This window comes from Oxobacter pfennigii (assembly GCF_001317355.1).
Lineage (GTDB): Bacteria > Bacillota > Clostridia > Clostridiales > Oxobacteraceae > Oxobacter > Oxobacter pfennigii.
In genome coordinates this window covers 271,741-298,660 of the sequence record NZ_LKET01000021.1, presented here as the reverse complement: position 1 = coordinate 298,660, position 26,920 = coordinate 271,741, and the positions used below count along the sequence as shown (strand labels likewise).

23 protein-coding genes and 1 riboswitch are annotated in these 26,920 nt (G+C 39.0%); of the genes, 3 read left to right on the top strand and 20 right to left on the bottom strand.

All coding sequences use genetic code 11. The annotated features are described in order from the left end of the window. Window positions 1–9 precede the first annotated feature (9 nt). From OXPF_RS04520 to OXPF_RS04455, 14 genes are all read right to left on the bottom strand, one after another. Window positions 10–1,863, bottom strand: coding sequence for an ASKHA domain-containing protein (locus tag OXPF_RS04520; RefSeq protein ID WP_054874016.1), 1,854 nt, complete (start codon window positions 1,861–1,863; stop codon window positions 10–12). Window positions 1,864–2,201: 338 nt separating this feature from the next. Next, window positions 2,202–3,011 (bottom strand): methyltetrahydrofolate cobalamin methyltransferase, encoded by an 810-nt coding sequence (locus tag OXPF_RS04515; protein ID WP_054874015.1) that lies wholly within the window; start codon window positions 3,009–3,011, stop codon window positions 2,202–2,204. 200 nt (window positions 3,012–3,211) lie between these two features. Continuing rightward, window positions 3,212–3,943, bottom strand: coding sequence for an amino acid ABC transporter ATP-binding protein (locus OXPF_RS04510; protein WP_054874014.1), 732 nt, complete (start codon window positions 3,941–3,943; stop codon window positions 3,212–3,214). A gap of 12 nt (window positions 3,944–3,955) precedes the next feature. After that, the gene (locus OXPF_RS04505; RefSeq protein WP_054874013.1) at window positions 3,956–4,606 is read right to left on the bottom strand and encodes an amino acid ABC transporter permease; all 651 of its coding nucleotides are present in this window, start codon (window positions 4,604–4,606) and stop codon (window positions 3,956–3,958) included. Window positions 4,607–4,728: 122 nt separating this feature from the next. Beyond that, complete coding sequence (locus OXPF_RS04500) at window positions 4,729–5,574, bottom strand: transporter substrate-binding domain-containing protein (protein WP_054874012.1); 846 nt, start codon at window positions 5,572–5,574, stop codon at window positions 4,729–4,731. A gap of 118 nt (window positions 5,575–5,692) precedes the next feature. After that, window positions 5,693–5,876: riboswitch (Lysine riboswitch) on the bottom strand. A 316-nt stretch (window positions 5,877–6,192) separates the two neighbouring features. Continuing rightward, window positions 6,193–6,315: a hypothetical protein gene (locus OXPF_RS23310; RefSeq protein WP_278308342.1), complete on the bottom strand. Its 123-nt coding sequence runs from the start codon at window positions 6,313–6,315 to the stop codon at window positions 6,193–6,195. A gap of 74 nt (window positions 6,316–6,389) precedes the next feature. Then, on the bottom strand, window positions 6,390–7,334 hold the full coding sequence (locus OXPF_RS04490; RefSeq protein WP_054874010.1) for a transketolase family protein: 945 nt from the start codon (window positions 7,332–7,334) through the stop codon (window positions 6,390–6,392). After that, window positions 7,335–8,180, bottom strand: coding sequence for a transketolase (locus OXPF_RS04485; RefSeq protein WP_054874009.1), 846 nt, complete (start codon window positions 8,178–8,180; stop codon window positions 7,335–7,337). Window positions 8,181–8,327: 147 nt separating this feature from the next. Then, complete coding sequence (locus OXPF_RS04480; protein WP_054874008.1) at window positions 8,328–8,846, bottom strand: nitroreductase family protein; 519 nt, start codon at window positions 8,844–8,846, stop codon at window positions 8,328–8,330. Beyond that, window positions 8,847–9,605, bottom strand: a complete 759-nt coding sequence (locus OXPF_RS04475) for an MBL fold metallo-hydrolase (RefSeq protein WP_054874007.1) — start codon at window positions 9,603–9,605, stop codon at window positions 8,847–8,849. It lies immediately after the preceding gene. Window positions 9,606–9,723: 118 nt separating this feature from the next. After that, window positions 9,724–10,740, bottom strand: a complete 1,017-nt coding sequence (locus OXPF_RS04470; RefSeq protein WP_054874006.1) for an HlyD family secretion protein — start codon at window positions 10,738–10,740, stop codon at window positions 9,724–9,726. Continuing rightward, window positions 10,737–11,414 (bottom strand): ABC transporter ATP-binding protein, encoded by a 678-nt coding sequence (locus tag OXPF_RS04465; RefSeq protein WP_242854315.1) that lies wholly within the window; start codon window positions 11,412–11,414, stop codon window positions 10,737–10,739. Before OXPF_RS04465 ends, OXPF_RS04470 begins: the two co-directional genes overlap by 4 nt. A 10-nt stretch (window positions 11,415–11,424) precedes the next feature. Continuing rightward, window positions 11,425–13,923 carry an ABC transporter permease gene (locus tag OXPF_RS04460; RefSeq protein ID WP_054874004.1) on the bottom strand — a complete coding sequence of 833 codons (2,499 nt, stop codon included), beginning with the start codon at window positions 13,921–13,923 and terminating at the stop codon, window positions 11,425–11,427. A gap of 219 nt (window positions 13,924–14,142) precedes the next feature. Continuing rightward, window positions 14,143–15,309, bottom strand: a complete 1,167-nt coding sequence (locus tag OXPF_RS04455) for a M20 family metallopeptidase (protein ID WP_054874003.1) — start codon at window positions 15,307–15,309, stop codon at window positions 14,143–14,145. Window positions 15,310–15,665: 356 nt separating this feature from the next. On the opposite strand from OXPF_RS04455, the gene OXPF_RS04450 reads away from it, so the two are divergent. Both OXPF_RS04450 and OXPF_RS04445 read left to right on the top strand, forming a co-directional pair. After that, window positions 15,666–16,388: a C39 family peptidase gene (locus OXPF_RS04450; protein WP_054874002.1), complete on the top strand. Its 723-nt coding sequence runs from the start codon at window positions 15,666–15,668 to the stop codon at window positions 16,386–16,388. Window positions 16,389–16,748: 360 nt separating this feature from the next. Continuing rightward, window positions 16,749–18,758 (top strand): hydantoinase/oxoprolinase family protein, encoded by a 2,010-nt coding sequence (locus OXPF_RS04445; RefSeq protein WP_054874001.1) that lies wholly within the window; start codon window positions 16,749–16,751, stop codon window positions 18,756–18,758. On the opposite strand, the gene OXPF_RS04440 is transcribed toward OXPF_RS04445, so the two are convergent. Continuing rightward, window positions 18,753–19,199: a hypothetical protein gene (locus OXPF_RS04440; RefSeq protein ID WP_054874000.1), complete on the bottom strand. Its 447-nt coding sequence runs from the start codon at window positions 19,197–19,199 to the stop codon at window positions 18,753–18,755. The two genes, OXPF_RS04445 and OXPF_RS04440, sit on opposite strands and share 6 nt — an antisense overlap. 328 nt (window positions 19,200–19,527) lie before the next feature. Here OXPF_RS04440 and OXPF_RS04435 point away from each other — a divergent pair, with 328 nt between their 5' ends. After that, window positions 19,528–21,345: a DUF4829 domain-containing protein gene (locus OXPF_RS04435; protein WP_054873999.1), complete on the top strand. Its 1,818-nt coding sequence runs from the start codon at window positions 19,528–19,530 to the stop codon at window positions 21,343–21,345. A gap of 144 nt (window positions 21,346–21,489) precedes the next feature. Here OXPF_RS04435 and OXPF_RS04430 read toward each other — a convergent pair whose 3' ends face one another. From OXPF_RS04430 to OXPF_RS04410, 5 genes are all read right to left on the bottom strand, one after another. Further along, complete coding sequence (locus OXPF_RS04430) at window positions 21,490–22,191, bottom strand: ABC transporter ATP-binding protein (protein ID WP_083479701.1); 702 nt, start codon at window positions 22,189–22,191, stop codon at window positions 21,490–21,492. A gap of 30 nt (window positions 22,192–22,221) precedes the next feature. Continuing rightward, a complete protein-coding gene (locus OXPF_RS04425; RefSeq protein ID WP_054873997.1) occupies window positions 22,222–23,004 on the bottom strand; it encodes an ABC transporter ATP-binding protein in 783 nt (260 codons plus the stop codon). Between the two features lie 12 nt (window positions 23,005–23,016). Then, the gene (locus OXPF_RS04420) at window positions 23,017–24,282 is read right to left on the bottom strand and encodes a branched-chain amino acid ABC transporter permease (protein ID WP_054873996.1); all 1,266 of its coding nucleotides are present in this window, start codon (window positions 24,280–24,282) and stop codon (window positions 23,017–23,019) included. Window positions 24,283–24,285: 3 nt separating this feature from the next. Then, window positions 24,286–25,245 (bottom strand): branched-chain amino acid ABC transporter permease, encoded by a 960-nt coding sequence (locus OXPF_RS04415; protein WP_242854314.1) that lies wholly within the window; start codon window positions 25,243–25,245, stop codon window positions 24,286–24,288. 202 nt (window positions 25,246–25,447) lie between these two features. Then, on the bottom strand, window positions 25,448–26,662 hold the full coding sequence (locus tag OXPF_RS04410; protein ID WP_054873995.1) for a branched-chain amino acid ABC transporter substrate-binding protein: 1,215 nt from the start codon (window positions 26,660–26,662) through the stop codon (window positions 25,448–25,450). Window positions 26,663–26,920: the final 258 nt, after the last annotated feature.

The following is a 26,920-nucleotide window of genomic DNA, read 5'->3' as shown; positions in this document are numbered from 1 at the left end:
TAAATTTATTTAGCGGGGTACTTTAAAGTAGGAACATTCACCGAAATAACTGTTGAATTTGGGGTGGCTTCCCAGTTCAACAAAGCCTACAAATTCAGCTATTTCTCCGGCCTTTAAGAATTCTCCGGCTGAAAGCAAGGCAATTCTTGATCCTGTTCCGGCAGCATTGCCCACCATTTTTATTTTACTCTCCAATTCCATAGGAATCAATCCTATAACGCATGCGCTGTGGGGTGTCAAATAATTTCCAAAGGCTCCGGCCAATAATACCTCTTTAATTTCATCCACCTGTATATTAAGAACCTCCATAAGTACCTTTACCCCAGTTGCCATGGCGCCCTTTGCCAGCTGAAGCTCACGTATATCGCTTTGTGTAACCATTACTGCCTTGCCGCTGCCTGTTTTATTTTTATCGGCAAGTAAAAATGCCGCCTGGCCTTCATGCTCTGTTATATTATCCTTGAATTTAAGAGCTTCAGGATTGGTTAATTTATCAGGGCTTAGAATTCTTCCTCTCTTATCTACAATTCCAAGCTCGATAAGCCCTGCCACCACATCCAAAAGCGCTGAACCGCATATGCCTATGGGCTTAACATCGCCTATGACAGTATATTCTAATTTATCTTTAAAATATACATGGTCTATGGCACCGGCTGCACCTCTCATACCGCTGCTTATCTGAGCACCCTCAAAGGCAGGGCCTGCTGCTGCAGAGCATGCAAACATTTTTTCTTTTGACCCTAAGGCAATTTCTCCGTTGGTACCGATATCTATAGCAAGTTTAACTACATCGCTTTTATACATTTCCGTAGATAGAATAACTGCCGATGTATCCGCTCCTACAAAACCTGCTATGTTTGGAAGAACAAAAATTTTTCCGCCGGTATTTATATCAATTCCAAGTTCTTTTGCATCTATAGCCAAGGGCTCGCTTACAGATGATACATAAGGGGATATTCCTATATTTTTAGGGCTTGTTCCTATAAATAAATGATGCATTGTGGTATTTGCGGCAATGGATACACCATATACGCTGCTTCTTTTTACAGAAGCTTTATCGCATGCTTCACCGATTAATTTGTTTATGGCTTCTATTACTGCATCATGTAATTTTTTTATTCCATCTTCCTCATTGTTGGCAAAATTGATGCGTGAAATTACATCGGCTCCGTATTTTGTCTGGGGATTTAAGGTGGATGCAATTGCAAGCTCCTCTCCTGTATAAAGGTCCAAAAGATATCCTACTATTGTAGTAGTTCCTATATCAAAAGCCACGCCCAGCATGGTTTTTGTGGTATCACCGGACTCTATCTCCATAATCTCATTTTCATACATTACGGCAGTAGCTTTAAAGCCTGAATGGCGCAGGGTCTCCGGAAGCTTTTGCATAACTGTAAGTGAAGCCTTCAAATCATCATGTCTGTAACCTTTCCTGCTCAAACTGTCCTTTACCCTATGAAGGTCCGACCTCTGGTCACCTAAAAGAGGCCTTTCTATCTCAATTGGCACCTTCTTTATATGGGGTTCTATTTTTACTGCCTTTTCTTCAGATGTAATTAAAATATTGTGCTCCATCTTTCTTACATTCAAAAGTTCTACAGTAATGTCATTTTGTATTTCCGTCATGCATGCTAAGCGTATGCCTTCTTCTATTTCCTTCTCATCAAGATGCTTCTCCTCTTTGGAAGTTGGCTTTTGCGCACCTTTTAAAACCTTAACCTTGCATTTTCCGCATTTGCCTATTCCGCCGCAGGGAAAATCGTAGTAAATCTTAGCCTCATCAAGAGCCTCCATTATTGTGGTTCCGCTTTGTACTGCTATTTCAACATTATTAGGCTGAAACTGCACCTTGTGACTTGCCATACCGAATTCCTCCCAACTTTTTTAATCCGTACTAATTTATAACCATGGTATAATAATAGCAATTTGGCATTTATTTGGCAACATATCAATAAGGCTGTAGAATTTCAAATACGGCCTTCGCTATGTTAAGTTCTGCAAGTTCTAAGGCCCTCTGCCTTGAAAATACAAGAATTTTTAATAACTGCCTCTCGCTCAAGCAATCAAAAATTCTAAGCATTTTCTGCGGCAGCATCGCCAAGAACTTTTAAGGAACTTCTACAATGCTCATTTCGTTACTCAAAATTCCACAGCCCATCTTTTATTTCTATATAAGAATTATTTAGTCAATTAATTAAAATTTATTCTGTTTTAACGGGACCGATTTTATTTTTCCTGTATGCATTGGTAAAATTCCTGCATAGCCTGTCACGTCCCATTAACGCATTTGTAGTTAAAAGGGATGTATATAAATCTCTGTTTATAGGGTCCATTATGGCTGAATCCATACCTGCAAACATGGCTATGGTTAAAAAGTGCTGGTTTATAACCTTTCTCAAAGGCATCCCAAAGGATATATTGCTTAAGCCCGAGGTAATTTTTATGGTTGGAAACAGTTCTTTTATTTTTGTCAGTGCCTCAACAAATTGAAGCAAGGATTTATTTTCTGCCGACATGGCCATAACCAGGGGGTCAACATGTATTCTATCGGGAGTTATGTCATATTTGGAGGCCTTTTCTACAATAATCTTTGTTATATCAACCCTGGTCTGCACATCTGACGGAATACCTCTGTTATCACAGGTTAATGCAATTACCTGCCAATCTGTTCCCTTTATAATAGGAAAAATGACTTGGGTTTTATCTCCCTCTTCTGAAATTGAGTTAATAATACCTGGTCTTTTTGCATGTTCAAAAACCTCTGCTATTATCTTTGGATTAGGACTGTCAATGCAAAGGGGCTTATCTACAACGCTTTGTATTAAATTCATAAGCCATATTAATGTTTGTGCCTCGATTTCAGGAGCAGTGCTTGCGCACACATCAATATAATCGGCACCTGCTTCTGCTTGCTTGACAGCAAGGTTTTTTATGAATTCTTCATCTTTTTCTTCAATTGCCTTTTTAACGCTGGGGATGGTGCCATTGATTTTTTCACCTATAATTATCAAATAAATCTCTCCCTTTACAGATATTTTGCTACAGCATTCATTAAAAAAATTCCATAAAATAATATTTCCTTATCAATATTACTCTCCACAATGTTTATGATATATGCAATTTTTTTGTTACATACAAAATCCAAAAACTACAGCCTCTGCGGAATTTACGCAGAGGCTGTAGTTTTCAATTATCTATAACCTTAAAAAGCTTACAGTATCTTTTCAAGGAACATCTTCGTTCTCTGTTCTTTAGGATTGGAAAAAATATTTTCAGGTATATCTTCTTCAACAATTTTTCCGCCGTCCATAAATATAACCCTGTCTGCCACCTCTTTTGCAAAGCCCATTTCATGAGTTACTACAAGCATGGTCATGCCTTCATTGGCAAGATCCTTTATAACATTTAAAACCTCTCCGACTAATTCAGGATCCAATGCCGATGTGGGCTCGTCAAAGAGCATTATGTCAGGTTTCATTGCAAGGGCACGGGCTATAGCCACCCTTTGTTTTTGTCCTCCCGACAATTTTGCCGGGTAACTGTCCATCTTATCCTCTAACCCTACTTTTTTCAAAAGGCCTTTAGCCCTTTCCATCACCTCTCCCTTTGGTTCTTTTTTAACAGTAATAGGAGCAGCCATGACATTCTCCAATGCCGTCATATGAGGAAAGAGGTTAAAATTCTGAAATACCATTCCCATTTTGGTGGTTATTTCCTTTAGAGCCTTTTTATTTTTATAGTCCAGTTTCTGATTTTCAACATAGACACTGCCTTCGTCTATTTCTTCAAGATTGTTTAAACACCTTAAAAATGTACTCTTGCCTGAGCCTGAAGGCCCGATGATGGCGACTACTTCTCCCTTTTTTACATTTACGTTTATATTTTCAAAGACTGTCAGCTGTCCGAATCTTTTAGTCAATTGCTGAGCTTCAATTATATTCATTTGACACCCCTCCTAAACATAAACTGCAAGCTTCTTCTCCAGTGCCGAAAATGCGCTGGTGAATAAAGTCGTCATAACAAGATACAATACTGCCGCACTGAAAAGCATTTCTGTATATTTGAATGTTGCTGATGAAATCTGCGTTGCCGTCCTCATGAGTTCTACCATGGCAATGGTGGATACAAGGGATGTGTCCTTTAACATTGCTATAAACTCATTTCCTACAGGAGGGAGTATGATTCTTATAGTCTGAGGGAGCACTATTTTGGTCATAGTCTGAAAATATGTGTATCCTAAGGCTTTTGACGCTTCAAACTGCCCCTTGTCAATTGCCAGGATTCCGCCTCTTATAATCTCCGCCATATAAGCCCCGCAGTTTAAACTCAATCCAACTACCGCTGCAGTAAATGGAGAAAAAGTTATTCCTAAAATAGGCAGAGCATAATAAAAGAAGAACAGCTGAAGTATTAATGGGGTGCCGCGAAAGACCCAGGTATAAAATGTCGCCAATAAATTTATTATCTTTATTTTTGATATCTTAAGCAATGCCAGTATTATGCCAAGAAATGTGCCGATAATTAATGTTACTACCGTAAGCTGTATGGTCATAATGCTGCCTTGAAGCAAAAACGGTAATTTACTAAGTATAAACTCTATATTCAAGTTTAGCCCCCCACGAAATAATTAGTACCATTGCATACCTCATTCAATTAATGCAGAATTGCTGCACTTAGCAGCAACTCTGCCAATTTATCTTCAGGCTTTACAATGGTACACGTTTTCTACTAGTTTTTATAATAATCTGAATTGAACCACTTCATAGAAATCTTTGAAAGTGTACCTTCGCTCTTTAATTCATCAATGGCTTTTTGCACAGCATCAATTAATGCTGTATCATCTTTCCTGAAACCGATACCGAATGGTTCTTCCACCATTTTTCCGGCTACAATGTACTTTTCAGGGTCTAAGGCAATGTAGTACCTTCCTACCTGGTCATCGGCTACAACAGCTTCAGTTCTTTTAGCCGACAAATCCTGCAGCGCTTCAGTTATTTTATCATATGATTTTATTTCTTTAACGCCTTCTACTGATTTTGCCGCATCTTCCCCTGTAGTACCAAGCTGAGCTCCTACAACCTTGCCTACCAAATCGTCACCTGATTTAATCGAAGTATTTTCTTTTAAAGTGATGATTACAGGACCGCCCTGAATGTATGGTTCGCTGAATCCTATTTCCAATTTCCTCTCATCAGTTATACTGAGTGAGGAAAGTATGAAGTCAAACTTTGCTGCCTGCAGTGAAGGTATTATTCCTTCCCAAGCTGTCGGAACCCATTCAACTTCCACGCCTAGCTTTTTACCCAATGCATTGCCGAAATCCACGTCAAAGCCTACAAGGGCGTTATTGTCATCCCTGTATTCCATTGGAGGATATGAATCGTCTACACCTATCATGATTTTTCCTGCTGTTTTTACCCTGTCAGGTAAAGCAGCTGCTATTGCATCGCTTTTCTTAACTGATGCAACGATATCTTCTGTCTGATTGCCTGAACCTGAATTTTGATTTGTGCATCCTGCCATAACGGCAAAGGACATTGCCACTGTAAGTAAAATCGCCAGTACCCTTTTCATAAAATTATCCATCCCTTCATTTTTATACATGGTCTATTTATCAAAAAATATAAAAACACCTAATTATAATAGGCGTTCATATACTCATAGGTATAGACCCGCACCCCCCTCGACCCATTTTTGAGATAGCGCACCACCCATGCAATGGTCAAATGCGTGGATGACAGTCCTGCATCTCTTCGATACAGTCCCAGCTGCAGACTTTGGATGTCTGAAACTTCGGCAGCGGTTCCTTTCCATATGTATCCTCGGCTTCCGGCCTCAGCATATGTACTATTAAACGCTGCTCCTCTACCTCACCTCTTTAAGGAGATGAGGTATAATTATTCTTTTTTATTTATTGAAGCATATAATTACAAAAAAGTCAATATAGCCTTTTATATTGACCTCTTTGCCCATTTTATTTTAATTTTTCAATTAATCTATATTAGAAGGTAAAATCCTTGTTTTTTCAACGTATTCTGCAGGGTTGGCACATCTATATCCCTTGGTTGGACATTGGAATTTATGGCAACATATGCTACGGCTCCCGCTGCTAATTATATATTATCATAAGTATATATATACAAAAAAATGAAAAGGCAAGGCATTTGCCTTGCCTTAAGTTCTTATTCTACATTACCAGTGGGATCTCATCTTCATGAATACTGCAGTTGCTATGCCTAAACCCAGCACACCTGCCATTATACCTACAGTACCCGGACCATGAACTGATTTCATCATTCTTCTGCGGTTCATCATAAAATCCACTCTCCTTATATTGGTGTAGAATATGACTCGTTATTATAGTTAGCCAATAACATGATAGCTATTCATTATTTTACTTTAAGTTTTATTGCCTCTCTTACTTTTTCAACGATGTTTTTTGCGGTAAGGCCGTACATTTCTAAAAGGGCAGCCGGTTTTCCCGAGCGGCCGAATTTATCTTCCACTCCTACCCTTTTTACAGGCACGGGATAGCTTTCTGCAACCACCTCAGCAACAGCGCTGCCTAAGCCTCCCAATATATTATGCTCTTCTGCCGTAACTATGGCCCCCGTTTCTTTTGCAGCTTTGATTATTATTTCCTTATCTATGGGCTTAATGGTATGAATATTTATAACGCGTAGGTCTATTCCTTCATTTTTAAGCTCTTCCTTAGCTTTCAATGCTTCATGGACCATAAGCCCTGTTGCAATCACCGCTGCGTCGTTTCCGTCTGCAAGCATTACACCCCTGCCCAGTTCAAAGTTGTATTGTGATTCATCGAATATGACGGGTACACCCAATCTTCCGAACCTTAAATAAACAGGGCCATTATGCTTTATGGCGGCTTCCACTGCTGCCCTTGCTTCTACTGCATCGGCGGGATTTATGACAACCATATTTGGTATGGTTCGCATTATTCCAATATCCTCCAAGCATTGATGGGTGGCACCGTCTTCGCCTACGGTTATGCCTGCGTGGGTGGCGCCTATTTTTACATTGAGGTTGGGATATCCTATGGAATTTCTCACCTGTTCAAATGCCCTTCCGGCGGCAAACATTGCAAAGGTGCTTGCAAATACCACTTTGCCGCAGCTTGCAATGCCTGCAGCAATGGACATCATGTTGGACTCTGCTATACCTGCATTTAAAAACCTTTCAGGAAATTTCTTTTTGAAAGTATCGGTTTTCGTTGATTTTGATAAATCGGCATCCAATACTACTATTTCATATTTATCTCCGAATTCTGCCAAAGCTTTGCCGTATGCTTCTCTTGTCGCTATATTATCTGCCATTTATTTCACCCCCAGGCTTTCAAGGTATGCATCAAGCTCTTTTATTGCCTGTTCATACTGTTCTTTATTAGGAGCAGAACCATGCCAGGAAGCCTGGTTTTCCATAAAGGATACTCCCTTGCCTTTTATAGTTGTTGCAATTATTGCTGTAGGTTTGCCTTTTACTTGTGCTGCCTTCACTGCAGCATTTTTAATTTCTTCTATATCATGGCCGTTTATCTTGATTACGTTCCATCCAAAGGCTGCGAATTTTTCATCAATGGGCATTGGTGACATGACCTCAGATACGTGTCCGTCTATCTGCAGGCCGTTGAAATCTATAAAGGCTGTAAGGTTATCAAGCTTATAGTGAGCGGCAAACATAGCTGCTTCCCACACCTGTCCTTCTTCAAGCTCTCCGTCTCCGACAATTGCATATACTCTGTAATTCTTGTCAAATATCTTGGCATTCACCGCCATACCGCATGCTGCTGAAATTCCCTGTCCTAAGGAACCGGTAGACATATCCACACCGGGAACGCACTTCATATCGGGATGGCCTTGAAGTATGCTGTCAATATGCCTGAAAGTCTTTATAAGATCCTTTGAGAAAAATCCCTTTTCTGCCAATGCCCCGTAAAGGGCGGGACTGCAATGGCCTTTTGAAAGTACAAGCCTGTCTCTGTCTTCCCACTTAGGGTTATTGGCATCTACCTTCATTAAGTCAAAGTATAAAACCGATAGTACATCTGCTATTGAAAGTGAGCCTCCGGGATGCCCGGAACTTGCACTGTATACTGCCTCGATTGAATGCTTTCTTATTTTTGTTGCGGTAATCAACAAATCTTTTATTTTACCCTGCTCCATAGTTTAATACCTCCAATAATGGACATCTTAAGTGCTGCGTCCAGCAAAGACTGTTCAATTGTATAGTTTTTCCCCAAATAATTAGATTATAGCATTTTCACTCAAAAAAGCCAAATTTTTAAGGGACGTATCAGACCGTCCCTCACTTTAAAATGTCTCGTAAACAACCGTATCCTTTATGGGTTTGCGCATAGTATCATGCCTGTCTGGTAAAGCATCTTCACCTTCCGCATATCCTATGGCAAGGATATTTACAGGCTCTATGTTATCCGGAAGATTGAATTCCTCCCTTAAAACTTCAGGGGCAAAATAGCATATCCATACAGTGCCTAATCCTAATTCCGTAGCCTCAAGCATCATATGATCGGTTACAATGCTAGCATCAATGTCTGATGTGTCTTTTTTATCATATGGCCTTTTCCATGAACTATCATGATTGGCACACACTATAACTGCCAGAGGTGCTCCATAAAGCCTTGCGCACTTATGTAATTTTTCAAGGCCCTTTTCTTCCCGGACCACTATTAATCTTTGAGGCTGGGCATTTGCCGCCGTGGGGGCAATTCTACCCGCTTCCAATATTTTTAAAAGCTTTTCCTCTTCAACCTTTTTATTTTGATACTTTCGTACAGAATAACGCTTTTTAGCTAAATCAAGAAATTCCACTTACTTCACCCATACATCCTCTCCTTGTATTAATTCAGCAATACGCTGGTTTGCATTATTGTTATATATTCCTCCGTGATAGCAGATTACAGTTTGTATATCATAATCCGATAGCTTTTTAAGGGAATTCAAGGCCTTTTCCATATCATAAGTGTATATAGGATTAGGACCGTATAATTTGCCGTCCACAACATTTAATGCATCTCCCGTAACCAAAGCTTTATATTTCTTTAAGTAAAGGCAGATATGACCCGGAGTATGACCGGGTGTATGTATTACCTTTATCCCTCCGCAAATGATAAATTCCTGACCATCGTAAACTTCGCAGTCGATCTTTCCTTTGATGTAATACATAGCTCTTTCTTTTTCACGCTCTTCCTCAGGAAGGACATTAATTTCGGCTTCTATTTGTGCTATGCGCTGAAGCGTCATTTTTATGGGCATTTTATCTCCCTCAATATATGGTCTTTCCTCTCCATGAGACATGGTTTCAACTTTCCCGCCAAGCTCATCTTTTATATCTTTAAGGCTTCCTATGTGGTCTCCGTCCTGATGAGTTATAAATATTTTACTAAGCCTGCCAAAGGATACGCCTGTCTTTTCAATCAAATCTTTTATGTCCTTCAATTGTCCGGGCAATCCCGCATCAAACAATACTGCAGTATCTTCATCCCATAAAAGGGTAAGATTAAAAAAATTAGGAGCATCCTCATGGGGTGCTTTAAGCTGCAGCATTTCCAAACCATCAGCTATTTTCATTTTCTCCAAAGCCTTTATATGGCCCCGGTTCACCTCCTCATTTTACAGGTTGGCCTCTATGAATTATTACATTATTATAGCATAAATACCGTTAATTGTAATTAAATACCATTAACCCTCACCTTTTAATCTCTACGTCCACATTAAAATTTGGAAGCAAAAAGCCGTCATTATTTTCAATGGTAATTTCCGCTCTGACAAAGGTCTGTCCATTTTCCCTGGTTGCCATATCGGCAATTTTGTACACTTCTCCATTATAGACCTTGGAACTGTCAGCCACAGGATGAATTATGACCTTTGCTCCCGGCTTTACATCTTTTATAAATTCTTCAGCAATATTTACGTCGATAAAAAGGCCGTCCAGATCCATAATACTTAAAAGTTTTTTATCGGTGCTTATAATATCACCGGATTTGTAACCTATTTCATAAACAAGTCCATTTTGAAGCTCCGATATAATATTATTCTGTATTATATAATTCCTGTTTAATTTCTCACGTAATGATTTTAAATTATACTCTAGAGATGCAAGCTTCTCCTTTTGTATTTTTACCTTCTCAGCTTCTTCCTGCTTATTATGCTGTATTTTATCCATGGCATATTTTATATCTTCCATATTTTTTCTTTTGGAATCCAGTCCCTTTTTCTGCTCATCCAGTTGTTGTTTTGGTATGTATCCTGAATTGTACAGCTTTTGCTGGGCATCAAATTCCTCCTGTGCACTGGCATAAAGTTCTTCAGCGTATTTCAGGTCGTTTTGAAGCTTTTGGATATCGGGATTGTCTCCCCCCATTTTATTAACTTTATCCTGAAGGCTCTGAAGCTCCATCTGTGACACTTTAAGCTCCTGCTCAATTTGGATAACTTGAAAATTATAATCTGTAAAATCAAGTGTAATTAAAACATCTTCTTTTTTTACCCTTTGGCCCTCTTCTACATTCACCTTCTCTACCGATGATGGAAAGTCAATTATAATGTTTTTTATATTCTTTGACTTGACAGTACCCGATGCATCTACAAATGCATTTTCCTTTTTTATATCTTCAGCCGGCGCATTTGTCTGCTTGGTCTCTTCTGCGCAGGAGCTCATCAGAGCAGCAGTTATCGCTAATATTATCAGAATCATTTTTTTCATTTATCCCACACCTTCCCATCCTTCACATAAATAATCCTCTGTCCGTATTGGGCCGCTTCACTTGAATGAGTAACCTGTACTATAGTTTTGGACTTTTCTTCATTTATTCTTTTTAAAAGCTTCATAACTTCTGTACCGGTATTTGAGTCAAGATTTCCTATAGGCTCATCTGCAAGGATAATATCCGGTTCATTTATCAAAGCCCTTGCTATAGCAACCCTTTGCTGCTGTCCCCCCGACAGTTCCCTTGGCGTATGATGGCTTCTGTCTGAAAGCTCAACTATGTCAAGGATCTCCTTAAGTCTGCTTTTATAGTCTTTAATTTTTTTCCCGTCAAGCAGCAGGGGCAGCATTACATTATCTTCTACATTAAGATTGGGGATAAGATTATAAAACTGAAATACAAACCCTATTTCTCTTCTTCTCATTATACTTTCCTCGCTGTCCTGCATAGCCGAAAGCTCCCTTCCCTTTACCCTGATGCTCCCTGATGTCGGTTTATCAAGGCCTCCTACAAGATAGAGAAGCGTACTCTTTCCGGAACCTGAAGGGCCCATAATTGAGACAAATTCTCCTTTTTTTATGTTCATATTGATATTTTTTAAGACATCCACGTCCAAACTTCCAAACCTGTAGGTTTTACATACATTTACCGCTTCAATAACTGCTTCCACTTTTTCACTCCTATTCATACTTGATGGACTCTATTATGTTTAATTTTGAAGATTTTACAGCCGGTCCTATGGATGCTATAAGCGTGATCACCATACCCGATAATAAGGAATATATAAATATACTTAAAGAGTAATGCATTGGGATGGGTGCCGCTACTTCCTTAATAACATGGGAATTAGGTACGAATAAAATCAAAAGAATGCCTGATCCTATGCCCGCTATTCCTCCTATAAGCCCTCCTGTAAGGGATTCTACAAATATCATCTTTATTATCTGCCTTCTGCTCATGCCTATGGAGCGGAGCATGGCCAGCCATCGCTTTCTTTCCATGAAGCTTATCAGAAAGTTGTTGAGTACCCCGAATATTCCTACCACCATTGTCATAAAGGAAAACCCCTTTAATACTGAAAATAACTGCTGGTTGCTTTCCTGATTTCTTCTTTCAGATTCTTTCACCGTCTGAATCCATAAAGACATTCCTTTAAACCGCTCTTTTATGGATTGTGCTACTGCATCAGGATCCTTATCGGTCTTTACAACGATTTGATTTAAATATCTCTCCCCTGTGTCCAATTTAAAATATCTCTCGGATATCAAGGCATAGCTTCCATTCATCATAAGGGAATCAAAAAATCCTGTTACTCTGTAGGTCTTCGTTCCCCCTCCAAGCTTCAAGGCAATTGTATCCCCTTCCTTAAGGTTATATTTATCCTTAAAAATATTTGTTGTTATAATATTTCTTCCCTGGTCCAAAGCTTCCAGCATTCTTTTTTTATCGCCTTCAAAAGTGAATGAATAAAATTCCGGAAATTCTCTGGCATCGGCTCCCTGAAGATACACGATCTGTTCTGACGTTCCGGCGATATTTACATTGTATATTCCAGACTCCCCATAAACATCCTCCACTCCGTCGATTGTCTCAATAATCCTTTCCGTATCCCTGTCTGCATTCTGAGTCCACATCTGTATTTCATATTGCCAGCCTCCATAGGCATTTAGTACCTCTATGGAAACGCTAAAAGACAATATATTAATCATCAGCAGGGTTGAAATGCCTATGGAAAGCAATGATATATTATTTACCATATTTTTATTGTCTTTCAAATTTTTTACTGCCAGGACACCCTCATTGCCAAAGATATAACTGTATACTTTTTCAAAAGCTTTTATAAACAGGCCGGTAATATAGGGTATTAAAATAACGGCTCCTGCCATCATGGCGGTTATACCTATGGCGTCTATTGCTACCCCGAACTTTTTTGCAGGAATAAAAGGGACAGGTATGGATATCAGCAGCAGGCCTATACCAAGTATGGGTAACCACACTGCCGGTTTGGAATGCTTTTCAACTTTGTTTAAGACGATATCTTTTACAGGAATAGATGATGTCCTGATAATAGGTATCAAAGAGCTTATAAAGGACAATATGACAGCCATAAGAAATGCCGCTACAAGCTGTGAGAGCGTATAGACAAGGGTTATCTCTTGACCTTTAAGCCATATGGGCGAAGAAAGATATGTGACAAGATACAAAATTCCAATTCCCAGGCCGCATCCCAATAAACCGCCTATTATTCCGTAAAAAACTCCCTCCAAAATAAGCATTAAACCTGTCATACCTTTAGTTGCCCCAATACTCCTGAATGTCCCTATGACAGGCAGCCTTTCCATTGTTATTACTTTAAAGGAAGTATAAATGATGAACATGCTCATTAAAAGCAGCGTCACCACCATTATCATAAATGATGAAGTAAGTCCTCCCGAACTGCTTTTTATATCCTGTTGAGTTAAAGTCTCCCTTACGACATATTGCTTGTACAATTTTGAAAGTTCATCTATCAAATTCATTTCCATTGAAGGGTCCTTAGGTTTTATATATACTGTAGTAACCGCACCCTTTGAATCATAAATACTGCTTAGAGTCTCTCTTGGAATAACCGCATTGATGTTTTGCCCCTGCTCTACAAAGTATCCTATAGTTTCCGATATTCCTGATATTAAGAATTTATGCTTTGACTCCCGAATTTCGATATCAATTGTATCCCCTGTCTTAAGGTTATATTTTTTAGCTGTTTCAATCCCTATGATGATCATTTTGCCTGTAAAAGGCTCATTTTTTAACTCTTCTCTGAGTACAACCGGATTCATAATCTGTAAATCCTCAAAGTTGATTCCCTTTAAGCTTAACCTGACTTCTTCATCTCTGTTCGGCCTGTAAATACCGATTGATTCCACTGTGCCTACGGCATAGTCCATATAGCCTGTTAATGCTTCCAGCCTGTTCATATAGAAAAATGATGAAGGTGATTTATCTCCCGGCTGAATAATAATGTCTGCCGTACCATATACGTTTTTCATCTGTTCCACAAACATTTTTTCAACGGTACCGGCGACGGCGCTGGAAGCAAAAAAAAGAGCTGAAGATATAATTATAGAAAATAAAATAAGAAAAGTCCTGAATTTTCTCTCTGCGATATTCTTAAGCATAAACTTCACGATGATGCCCACGTTATCCCTCCATTGAGGCCATTATATAGATATAACAGCAACCCCTATTCTACCATATTTACTATATTTATGTAACAGCCTGGATTACGGACGTACTTTACAAAACTCATTATAATTGACGTAATTTAATATATTTATATTCACACTATTAAGTTTGAGTTAAATTAAAGCCTGGACTTCAATAGGGAAGCCCAGGTCAGTAATCATATTTTATATTCATTATTTACTATTTAAAAAGTCCACCGCATACTGTGCATAAAGAGCAGTTCCGATTTCCAAGGCATCTTCATCCATGTTGAAATTTTCATGATGATGAGCATAACAGGTTCCTTTTTCTTCGTTCCTTATACCAACAAAAGCTATAATCCCGGGAGCCTTTTCCAAAAACAGTGAAAAATCCTCTCCTCCCGTGGTCTTTTCTGTTTCTGCCACGGCATCCCTGCTTAATATTTTTTCTACGCATGATGCTGCCAATTTTGAGCATTCAACATTATTTATGGTAGGCGCCGTACCCTCTACATACCTTAATTCTGCTTCTGCCCTGTAGCCTGCCGCAGTATTCTTAACCATACGTTCTAAAACATCTGGAATCTCTTGCCTTATTTTAGGATTGAAGCATCTTGCGGTACCTTCCAATAGCGCTTCGTTTGCAATTATATTATTCCTTGTTCCCGAATGAAAAGATCCTACACTGATGACAACAGACTCTAATGGGTTCATTTCCCTGCTGACAAGGGATTGCAGATTCATAACGCAGGCCGCTCCTGCAACTACAGCATCTATAGCCTGATGAGGCATGGATCCATGACCGCTTTTGCCTTTTATTATTATTTTAAAAAAGTCTGCAGCCGCCATTCTTGGCCCTGCTTCAACAGAGACCTTTCCCACATCAAGCCCGCTCCAGAGATGAATGGCAAATACACCGTCCACGCCGTTCAATGCCCCTTCATCAATCATCATTTTGGCACCTCTTGCTATTTCCTCTGCCGGCTGAAAAAAAAGCTTGACTGTACCTTTTATTTTATCCCTGCATTCATTCAATATTTTAGCAGTGCCCAAAAGCATTGCTATATGTCCGTCATGACCGCATGCATGCATGATGCCATCATTTTGGGATTTATATTCAACTTCATTTGCCTCGGTAATTTCAAGAGCATCCATATCCGCTCTCAACCCTATGGTTTTTCCCTCATGCATTCCCTCTATGGTTGCAATAATTCCCGTACCTGCACAGGAAACCCAGGGAATCCCCATAACATCAAGCTCACCTTTTATTCTTCCTGAAGTCCAGAATTCTTTTAAACTGGCTTCGGGATTTTTATGAAATTCTCTTCTCATATTTATTACATATTGTTTATATAGTCTTGCAAGTTCTTTAATTTCCATTTTGTTCACCCTCATCTGAAAAAATAATATTACATTAATTTTAACACAGTGTTGCCAATATTTTCTCTTATTTTAATGAAAAACCTCCCAGAAAAGGAGGCTTAACTTTACATCTGTGCCCTGAATCCACCATGGCTGCCAAAAAAATATTTCACATATAATCTATTAATGGCAAAAATTCATCAACATACCACACCTGAATATGCTAAAACTATCTAGTGAAAATCGGTTTAATTGATTTTCTTTATTGTCACATTGGTCTTAATGCCTTGAAATATTATACACCGTTTTACCGGCATTTACCCTGGATTAAGTCAATTGTTTAATAAAAACGATAGGCTGAATGGGGGATTAAAATGAAAAATAAAACGGCAGATGTTTCAGGAAATTGCGATCCGCCTTTAGGTCTTGAAAGAATAAAAATATCCGCAGCGATAATAATCCTTTTACTCCAATTACTGCTTAATTTACCCGGAACTGCATATGCAAAAAATATAGGCACAATAATCAAAGCACCTGTTTTAAACCAATTTCCTGAGCTTCCGACAGGATGTGAAGCGACATCATTGACGATGCTATTAAATTGGGCGGGGGTAAATGTAAGCAAGGAGGAAGTAGCCGGGTCACTTCCAATAGGGTGCATACCAACAGCAAAGGAAAACAGACTGTATGGAGATAACCCTCACAAAGCCTTTGTGGGCAATCCATTTACCGTAAACGGATATGGAGTATACCACGAACCCATCGCGGATATATTAAACAAGTACCTTCCGGACAGTGCTTTGGATTTGACAGGTGCATCCTTTGAGGAAATTTTAAAAGCAATAGATTCCGGAAAGCCGGTTATCGTATGGTGTACAATCGGCAATGTCTATCCTAAAATCTCGAAAACCTGGCAGGATGAACAGGGTAATATAATTATATGGAAAGTCCCGGAACATGCAGTATTGCTTGTAGGCTACGACGAATCTCATGTAATAGTTAACGACCCTTATATGGGTCAAAGGTGCAGATATCCATTATGTTCCTTTGAAGAGCACTGGGAGATGATGGGAAAACAGGCAGTGACAATAAATTAGCAATGGATGGGGCTGTTGCTTTTAAACACTGCATTGCTATGTTCGAGTTCTGCAAGTTCTAAGGCCCCCTGCCTTGAAAATACAAAAATGTTGATAACTCGCTACGCTCAAACAATCTAAAATTCTAAGTATTTTCTGCGGTAGTGTCACCAAGAACTTGTACAGAACTCTCACAATGCTTGTTACGTTGTTTAAAAGCAACAGCCCCATCTTAAATTCCTCGATACAGCGATATGAAAAATTGTCATTAAATTACAAGAATTAATATATTATCTGTTATATATTAGATTATAAGTTGCATATTATGCTGCGATTAAAACGTTAATTTAAATCCTGATTTTTATATGTAAGGAGTATTTTATGAAGATAGGAATAGGAATAGACACCGGTGGTACATATACAGACAGCGTCGTATATGATTTTGAAGAAAAGAACGTTTTATTTTCTTCAAAGGCCCTTACTACAAAAGAAGATCTATCTTTAGGCATAGGAAATGCTTTGGACGGTCTTCCCTCCGACATGCTTAAAAAAGCAGAGCTTGTATCATTGTCCACCACTTTAGCTACCAATGCCTGCGTTGAAGAAAAAGGAGGCAGGGGAAAGCTTATATTCATAGGCGGATATAAGGATGTGGTATTTCAAACAGGACAAGCATATGGCTTGCCTGATCCTAAGGAAATACTTTTTATCGATGGAGAGATAAATTTAAGCGGAAGTTTGGTAAAGGAACCCGATTGGGACGCATTTGTAAATGATTGCAGTGAATGGATTAAGGATGCCGATGCCGTCGCTATAGTCCAGCATCTTGGGGTCAGAAATTCCGAGAGCGAAAGAAAAGCTAAGAAAATTTTGACAGAGCTTTATGATATCAATACTATATGCGGCCATGAGCTCTTTTCCGATTATAACTATATTAAAAGGGGCGCCAGCGCCCTTTTAAATGCACGGCTTATTCCAGTCATTGAAGACTTTCTTAAAGCTATAAAATCCTCTCTTGAAAAAAGAAGCATAAAAGCACCTGTTGTTATTGTGCGAAGTGACGGAAGCTTAATGTCTGAAAAATTCACAACGGTTAGGCCGGTAGAAACCCTTTTATGCGGACCTGCCGCCAGCGTAATGGGAGGTATCGAGCTTACCGGAGAAAAGGATTGCCTGATAATAGACATGGGCGGTACCACAACGGATATTGCAATTGTCAAAAACGGTGTTCCTGTAAAAGCCACAGAGGGTGTAAACGTAGGAAAGTGGAGAACCTTTGTAAAGGCTGTATACATAGATACCTTTGGATTAGGAGGAGATAGCCTCATAGAATACGGAAGGAACCGCTTTATGGATTTAAAACCGGCACGTGCTGTGCCTTTATGCATAGCAGCAGACAGGTGGCCTCAGGTAACAGATAAGCTTAACGAGCTTATAAATTCAGGAAAAGTATCTGCATTTCCCTTTAATGAATTTTTCTTTTTGGTAAAGGACCTGCCCGATGAAAGTTTTTATTCTGAAACTGAAATTACCCTTTGCAATGTGCTGAAAAATGGCCCTCTTATTTTTTCCGAAGCAGCAGAAGCTGCAGGCAAAAAGCCCCACAGCCTGGATACCGAACGCCTTGAAAAAGAAGGAATCATCATGCGCTGCGGTTTGACTCCTACGGATATAATGCATATAAAAGGAGACTTTTTAAGATTTGACCGGGAAGCATCCCTTTTAGGCGCCAAATATGCAGCAGCCGTAATGGAAGTTAAGGTAGAAACCCTTTGCGATATGGTATATACAAGAGTTAAGGAAAAGCTATTTTTTAATATTGCAAGGATGCTTCTCGAGGATAACTATCCTAAGTTCAAGGAAACGGGACTTTCAGAGGATGTTAAAAACATAGTCCTTGACAGCTTCAAGGAAGCCCGGTCAGGCAAATCCACAAGCTTCTTAAATATAGGCTTCAACATCCCGGCGACCTTAATAGGCGTAGGTGCACCCATACACATATTTTTGCCCGATGTAGCCAAAGCTTTTGGCACAAAGTATATAATACCTGAAAATGCAGGCGTGGCAAATGCATTAGGAGCAATTGTAGGAAATATATCCGTCACTGCAGAAATTGAGGTAAAGCCCGAATACTCTTCAAGCGGTATTAAAGGATACATGATATTCGGAAAACACAAAAACACCTTTGTGGTAACTATAGAAGAAGCAGCACGAATAGCAGAAGAAGAGGCCAAAAAAGCCGCTTATGATGAAGCAACACTTCGCGGCGCCTCCGGAGATATCGCCGTTTCTGCCGATTTGCAAAATATAATATCCCCTGAAGACGGGCAGCCAAAGCTCATTTTAGGCACAAAAATATCCGCCACTGCTATTGGAAGGGTAATATTATAAGAAGATATGCCCGATAAAAATATGCTCCCCCTTATGGTTAGCAGCTTTATTATTTAAACTGTATGATATAAGGGGGAGCATGTTAAAATTGTTATACTTTAAATTACAAGTAATAATTATTCCTTCTGAACTTTTAATTGAAAGAATTAAATTATATTGCTCTGATAATTCATTATTGTTTAAATCATCCTCAATATCAGTTATAAGCACGATAGGGTTATTGAAGTCTTTTTCATTTTGCGGCTCATTTATATCCTTCATTACATTTGCTTTAAAATTTGTTCTTTCTGATGCAGCTTCACTTATAGTAAATTTACTTTTATTTACCACCCGAGCTTGTATTTTATCGGTTGGTTTAGCCATATTATTGTACCTTAATGCAAATGAAATTGCTAAAATACCGATGGCTAACATAGATAATACTATTTTTGTACTTTTCATAAATGTATCTACCTTCAAACTTAATTTAATGGTTATTCTGTTAAAATAATAATTTAATACTTCTATATTTATAAAGACCAGCTTATCCCAAAAAAAGTTTCACATTTTTTTAAAAATTTTTTATAAAAATATAATCTTTAGCGGGCTTTAAAATATCTTGCTCCCATCCTGTGTATTGCCTTAGTGGCAGTCATTCTTGCCATTATTCAGCTCTTTGTTTCTAACAGCCAATTTGGTATAATATGGTGGAACTGTTTGTAACAGCAAAACTAATTTCAAAAAACCATCGGATACAATTTACGGTATTTTCTGAAAGGAAATATTTATTATGATTTACAAAAAAACTGCCATATACTTATTGTTTTTAATTATGCTGTGCTTTTTATGTGGCTGCCTGCCACAGAATGGCAAAAATTTTTCATCTGCTCCGCTAAATGCTCAAAGCGGACAGGAATCACCTACACCTACACCTACACCTACACCTACACCTACACCTACACCTACACCTACAGAAAATTATATCGAAGAAGAGGCTGATGCATCAACTTTACCCCAAGAAAATAATATTATAGACCCATCCCAACTCAAACTTGATAACAGTACATTTGAAACTATCGATAATTATTTAAACAATGAAAAATTTCAGTATAGCTGGTCTGGCAATAAGTACTTTGCCATATTTACCTTTGAAGGCCCGCCCGGAACTGTCATATATTTATGGGAGGCAGGCAAAAATACGCCTGTTCCGGTAAAGGGAGCTGTTGCCTGGCCGCCGTTCTTCTGCCGTTTTTTTTGGTCTCCGGATGACAGTTATGTTATATATGACACTGGTACATCTCCTAACAGATCAGGTGATATATGCTTTATAAAAACTCCGGAAAAAATAACCTCTATATCATATGTAGGAAAACCTGTGTGGTTCTTGAATTCTAAATGGCTCGCCTTTGGAAACTGGCATTCCATGCAAACTGTTGTTGATACTTCCCTTGAAGGCACAACAGATATCGTAATCTATAATGTTGAAACAAAGGAAAGAAAGACAATTGTAAAAGGCAGCCCTGAGTTTTACTTGCTCCCTGTGAAGTGGGAAGAGGACGGCACTTTTACGTATAGCAAAAACTATTTCGGAACAAACAAAGATGAAACCCTTACCATTAAAATAATTCTTGAAAACTCTTCTATCACCTTGAATGATCAGCAGGAATGTAAACAGGTAATACACTCATATTTTAAGGCTCTGGAAAATAAGGATTATACTTCCGCTTCAAAGTTATTGACCTATGATCAGGAAGCGTATTTTAAAAGTCATCTTAAACCTGAATATTACTGGACCTTTGAATCTGCAAAATTATTGTCACTGGAAAGCTACCTTCCCCCAAATCTATCAACTGAAAACAGTAAAGATAATACTATCCCCACTGTTTACTTCAGAGCCAAAGTTGAAATAACTCCAAAAACAGGCTTGTATTCCGGTTGGGAAGAAGGTATATATTACTTTGATGTAAATATGGTAAAGGATAATGGACTATGGAAAGTAGAATGTATTTCTGACCTTCCTCAGAATAAACTTAAGGATCAGAAGATTTACTTAAAAAATGGCCTGGAATTCAAAGATTCATATGATAAAAACACATTTGCTGCCGGTGACAAGAATACCCTCAAATTTATTGATAAGGGCGGGCAGGTCCTGAAGGAGTATACCACCGATGACTTGTGTATTGTTTATAATGATGACCTCTTTATCGATATGTTCCAGTGGTCAATGGACAATAAAAACTTCTTCGGCCAAATGTTCAGCCCCTCTATGGGAGCATATTCTCTATTTAAAATCAATACAGATACATGGGACGTAGTAAAATATGATGTATCAAATCTCCCCGGCGGTTTTAACGACAGGGCTTTAAATATAGATCGTCAGCTTTATACTTACAGCAATTATCCAATGATGAACGATGCAGATTTGCTGAAGGAATTTGAAAATAAAAATATACCTGTTACATTATTTATTTACGATCTGGCTTCGAATCAGAGCAGGGAAATTGCATCATCTGTCTCAAAAGCCTTCAACCCGGTATGGATTGATGATTACACTCTTGAATATAATGATCCCGTTAGTATGGGAAGAGTATGGAATACAATAAAATAAATTTAACAGGAGGTAATGACCATTCATCACCTCCTGTTTATTAACATGGAATTCTTTAAAATGACTTCCCTTATATTGCTTTTAATAGTTCCGTAGTTCTGGCATATTTATGCCTGTCCCCCCAAATAATTTACGGCACATGCTTTATCCCAAATATGCTTCTTTTACCATTTCGTTTTGTAAAAGTTCCGCTCCAGTTCCTGTAAGGACTATGCTGCCTGTTTGCAGCACATAGCCTCTGTGGGCTATCTTTAAAGCTTTGTGGGCATTTTGCTCAACTAAAAGTATGGTTATTCCTTCGCTGTTAAGCCTTTTTATGGATTCGAATATAAGCTCAACCAAAAGAGGCGCCAGGCCCATGGAGGGTTCATCCAGCAAAAGCAAGGTAGGCTCGCTCATAAGGGCACGGCCCATAGCCAGCATCTGCTGTTCGCCTCCTGATAAGGTACCGCCTTTTTGTTTTTTCCTCTCCAGAAGTCTTGGAAACAATTCAAAAACATAATCCATGTTTTTCTTTATCTTGTTATTATCATTAAAACGGAATGCACCCATCTCAAGATTTTCTTCCACCGTCATTTTAGGAAATATCTTTCTTCCTTCTGGCACGTGGGCAATTCCGCCCTTTGCAACTATGTGGGGAGCAATACGGCTTATGGTCTGTCCGTTAAACACTATTTCTCCCTTTGCAGGCTTCAATATGGAGGAAATGGTATTAAGAGTGGTAGTTTTACCTGCTCCGTTGCTGCCTATAAGGGTGACAATTTCAGCCTCATTTACTTCAAAAGAAACATCCTTAAGAGCGTGTATTTTACCGTAAAAGGTATCCACGTTTTTTATTCCCAGTATCGGTTTACCCAAATTATTCTTCCTCCCTTCTTATGCTACTTCATCGGAATCGGCATCAGAGCCTAAATATGCCTTTATAACTTCCGGATTGTTCTTTATCTCCTCCGGAGTTCCGTCTGCAATTTTGACTCCGTAATTGATAACGGTAATTTTATCCGACAGTCCCATAACAAGCTTCATATCATGCTCGATTAATAGAATGGCATGGCCTAACTCATCTCTTAACCTTATGATGAATTGCTTCATTTCCTCTGTCTCTTTAGGATTAAGTCCGGCAGCCGGCTCATCAAGCAGCAAAAGCTTAGGCCTAACCGCAAGAGCTCGGGCAATTTCAAGGCGCCTTTGCTCACCGTAGGATAGGTTTTTGGCAAGCTCATTGTCCTTTCCTTCCAAGCCTACGTATTTTAAAAGCTCCATGGCCTTGTCATAGGCTTCCTTTTCTTCTCTTCTCATACGTTTTGTTTTAAAGGCTATATCAAAAAGATTTGACTTCATATGAAGATGCATGCCTACCAGTATATTTTCCACCGTCAGCATATCCTGAAAAAGCCTTATATTCTGGAAGGTTCGGGCAATCCCATAGGATGCCACCTTTTCAGGTGTCAAATCCTTAAGACTCTGATTATCAAAGGTGATGGTACCGCCATGGTCGTGATAATATCCGCTTATTACATTAAAAAATGTAGTCTTGCCGGCACCATTAGGGCCGATTACACTTACTATCTGTTTGTTTTCCATGGAAAAGTCTACATTATTGACAGCAGTCAGCCCGCCGAAAGTTTTAGTCAATCCCTTTACATCCAAAAATGTCATTACACATCCCCCCTATTCTACGGATAAATCCTTCTTATCGGTTTTATCTAAATTTTTAGCATACTTTTTTATGAATTCCATAGTCCTTTTAGCCGGCAGGAAGCCCTGAGGCCTGAATATACACATAACAATCAAAATCAAACCAAAGACCATTCTCTCGTATTTTGCAGGGTCTAACTGTGAAGGTACATTTAAAATACCTGCCACCGTCAAATCCCTTAAGAAGCTTGAAAGCTCCTTGAGTACGTGAAGCTGCAGCACAACTACAGCGAGAGCGCCTATAATGACACCTGAAATATTTCCCATACCTCCCATGATGACCATGGCAAGAATTCCTATGGATTCCATAAAGCCGAAACTTGAAGGGTCAATGAAGGTTTGCCTGGCAGCGAACAAAACTCCCATCATGCCTGCAAAGGCAGCTCCTATGGAAAAAGCCAGAAGCTTCATTTTAACTATAGGTATGCCCATTGTCCTTGCGGCCAGTTCATCTTCCCTTATAGCCGTCCATGCCCTTCCGATACGGGAATTATTAAGCCTATTAACAACTATAACTGTGAGTATAAACAATATTAATATAATGAAGTAAAAATGTATCGGCTTGCTCAGTGTTATATTGAATATGGCCGGAGGCTTTATGGGCGTTAAACCTTTAGGGCCGTTGGTGATATTAATGGGCTTATCCAGGTTATTAAAAATAATCCTTATTATTTCCGCAAACCCTAATGTAACTATGGCAAGATAGTCGCCTCTTAACCTTAAAACCGGCAAACCAATTAAAAATCCCACAATTCCCGATACAATCATGCCGATTATCAAAAACAGCCAGAACCAGTTTCCCGATACGGGAAATTTGAAAACAGATTCCGGAATGAAATTATTTGCCTGAGCTGTGGCAAAAATTGCATATGCATAAGCCCCTACAGCGTAAAATCCAACGTAACCAAGGTTTAACAAGCCTGCAAAGCCGACAACTATATTAAGTCCTATGGCCAATACGGCATAAATCCCAATCTGAGTCACTACGTCCAGATAATAGCTGTTGGTAACACCCACTAAAGGCATTATTACAATTAAATCCACTGCGACTATGATCATCTTAATCTTAATATTCAGCTTCTTAGACTGATGGAGTAAAAACAAGGATGCTAAGAATAATATGAAGATAATACCATTGCTGTTGAATAAATATAACAGCACCGGAGATAAGAAGATGACGGCTAGCTGCAGCAATTCTTTTTTCAAGAGTTCCTGAATTGTATTTATGATTTTTGCCATTTCCTACACCTTCTCTCCCACTGTTTTTCCCAGCAAACCGCTGGGTTTAAAAATCAATATTATAATAAGTATTGCAAATGCGAAAACATCTTTATATTCGGCTCCGATAGCCCCGTTGGTAAGTATCCCTAAGAAACCTGCACCGAAAACTTCCAAAAGCCCTAATAAAATACCACCCAGCATAGCACCTGGCAAACTTCCTATGCCTCCGAAAACCGCTGCCGTAAAGGCCTTCATTCCCAAAACAAAGCCAACATAGGGGTGTACCAGTGCATACTGCACTGAAAATAGCGTACCTGCTGCTCCCCCTAAACCTGCTCCAATCAGGAATGTAAGTGAAATTATCATATCAGTATTAATTGACATCAAAGAAGCTGTGTTCCTGTCCTGGGCAACTGCCCTCATGGCTTTTCCCAGCTTGTGTTTATTTACAAAGAGTGTAAGCCCCACCATCATAAATACGGCAATGACCATTATATATATAACCTTCTCAGGTATTTCTAGCGTTCCCGTTATTTTTATGCTTCCGCTGAAAAGCTTTGGAGTTGACAGATAAAAGGCATTTTTCCATAAGCCTTCAATAAGCCTGACAGCGTCCTGAAGGAAAAAGGAAACACCTATTGCTGATATGAATGCCACCAGCTTAGGTGCACTGCGGACAGGCTTGTAAGCAATCCTTTCTATAAAAACTCCTAAGGTTCCACTCAATATCATTGCAACCAAAAGTGCAATCATAAGTGCCAAAGGCGCCGGTATATTGGTCAGATAACCTGCGCTTTGAAGGTATAAAAGCACTTCGGTGCCTACAAATGCACCTACCATGAATATTTCACTGTGAGCAAAATTGATAAACTCCAGAATTCCGTATACCATCGTATAACCCAATGCAACTATGGCATATACGAAACCCAGGGTCAGTCCGTCTATAAACAACTGTGGTATCATCCCAGTCATTTGTTCCATAAGCAAACAACCTTTCCGTATTTGAAATTAAAATGAGCCAAGTTTAAAATCAAAATCCTTTAATTTATCACTTGGCAGATAACTCATTGAAAATCTTTCTATTAAAAGAATTGGTTTAGTTTCATATTTAAATATTTATCAGCACGTCTATTTATTTTGTGGAGAGAAGAAATATTGAATTTCTTCTCTCCGTTTTTTTATATTAATCTTTCAGGAAACCTGCTGCAGGTATCTGTTTTGCAACGGTAGGAGGATATTTAGCTTCTACAAAGTTATATACATAAATGCTGGCCTCTGTATTATCGCCCCTCTTGTTGAAAGTAACGTTAGTAGCTACACCTTTGAAACCGCTTGTTGCACGTGCAGCCGCTACAACCTGTTCCCTGGTTGGCTTCTGGCCGCCGTTTCCTTTTGCAGCTTCCACAATAGCATTCAATGTAACATTCATAGCGTCATATCCATAAGATGAATAGGCTTCAGGAGCTTTGCTGAATTTTTGTGTGTATTTTTCGATGAACGCTTTACCTTCAGTTGTGCCTGAAATATCTGCTGCCAATGAAGTATAAACACTTCCTATTGCCGAATCACCTGCAATTTTTATTACTTCTGATGAGTCCATTCCGTCAGGTCCTATGAACTTAACCTTGATTCCCTTTTCATCTAACTGTTTTATTAATAATGAGCCTTCAGGATATATTCCTCCGAAGTAAACTGCTTCAGCTTTAGTAGCTCTTACCTGTTCAAGAACGGCACTGAAATCTGATTCTCCGGCTGTAATACCTTCATAACCCAATACAGTTCCGCCTACTGCTTCAAACTGCTTTCTGAATTCATCCGCAACACCCTGGCCGTATGTGGTCTTGTCCTGGATGATGAAGATTGATTTGATGCCTAATTCAGTAAATGCGTAGTCTGCACCTGCAGGACCCTGGGCATCGTCTCTTGCGCAAATACGGTTAACGTTTGGGAGTTCCCTGTCTGTTACATCATTTGCAGTATTGGCAGGTGATACCATTGCTAAATTGCCGTTAGCATAAACTTCTGATGATGGTATGGCCACGCCCGAATTCCAGTGTCCTACAACCGCTAATAGGTCATTGTCAACTATAAGCTTCTGAGCTACTGAAACACCAACCTTGGGGTCTGCCTGGTCATCCTGGGGTGAAAATTGAAGATCAAAGCCTAAGCTTTTGAATTCTTCCACCCTCTCTTCAAGAGCCATCTGTGCACCGTTTTTAATCGATTCTCCTACGGCAGCCTGTGAGCCTGACAAAGGAGTAACGGATGCAACCTTGATTACTGCGCCGGCTGGTGCAGCGCCTGTCGGCGAATTTTCAGCAGGTTTTGAACCGCCTCCGCAGCCTGCTGCTGACAAAGTCAGCAGCAGCACTAAAAATAACACTCCTAATTTCTTCATTTTTTACACTCTCCCATCTTTTCTTTAAATTTATTTATATCAATTTAAATAAATCTCTTTATAAAAAAACAAAGGAGTCTTCTCACTACAAATTAATTTGTAATGAGAAGACTCCTTTGCCTTCTCATAAAACTTAGCATTAAAAATATATTATGGGCATCCGCATTTTTACACTCTTTAGCTTTGATTTCTACTTCATTTTTCCCATAATATAATATTTATTTTTATGTGTCAAGATATTTATTTTTTTCTTAATCT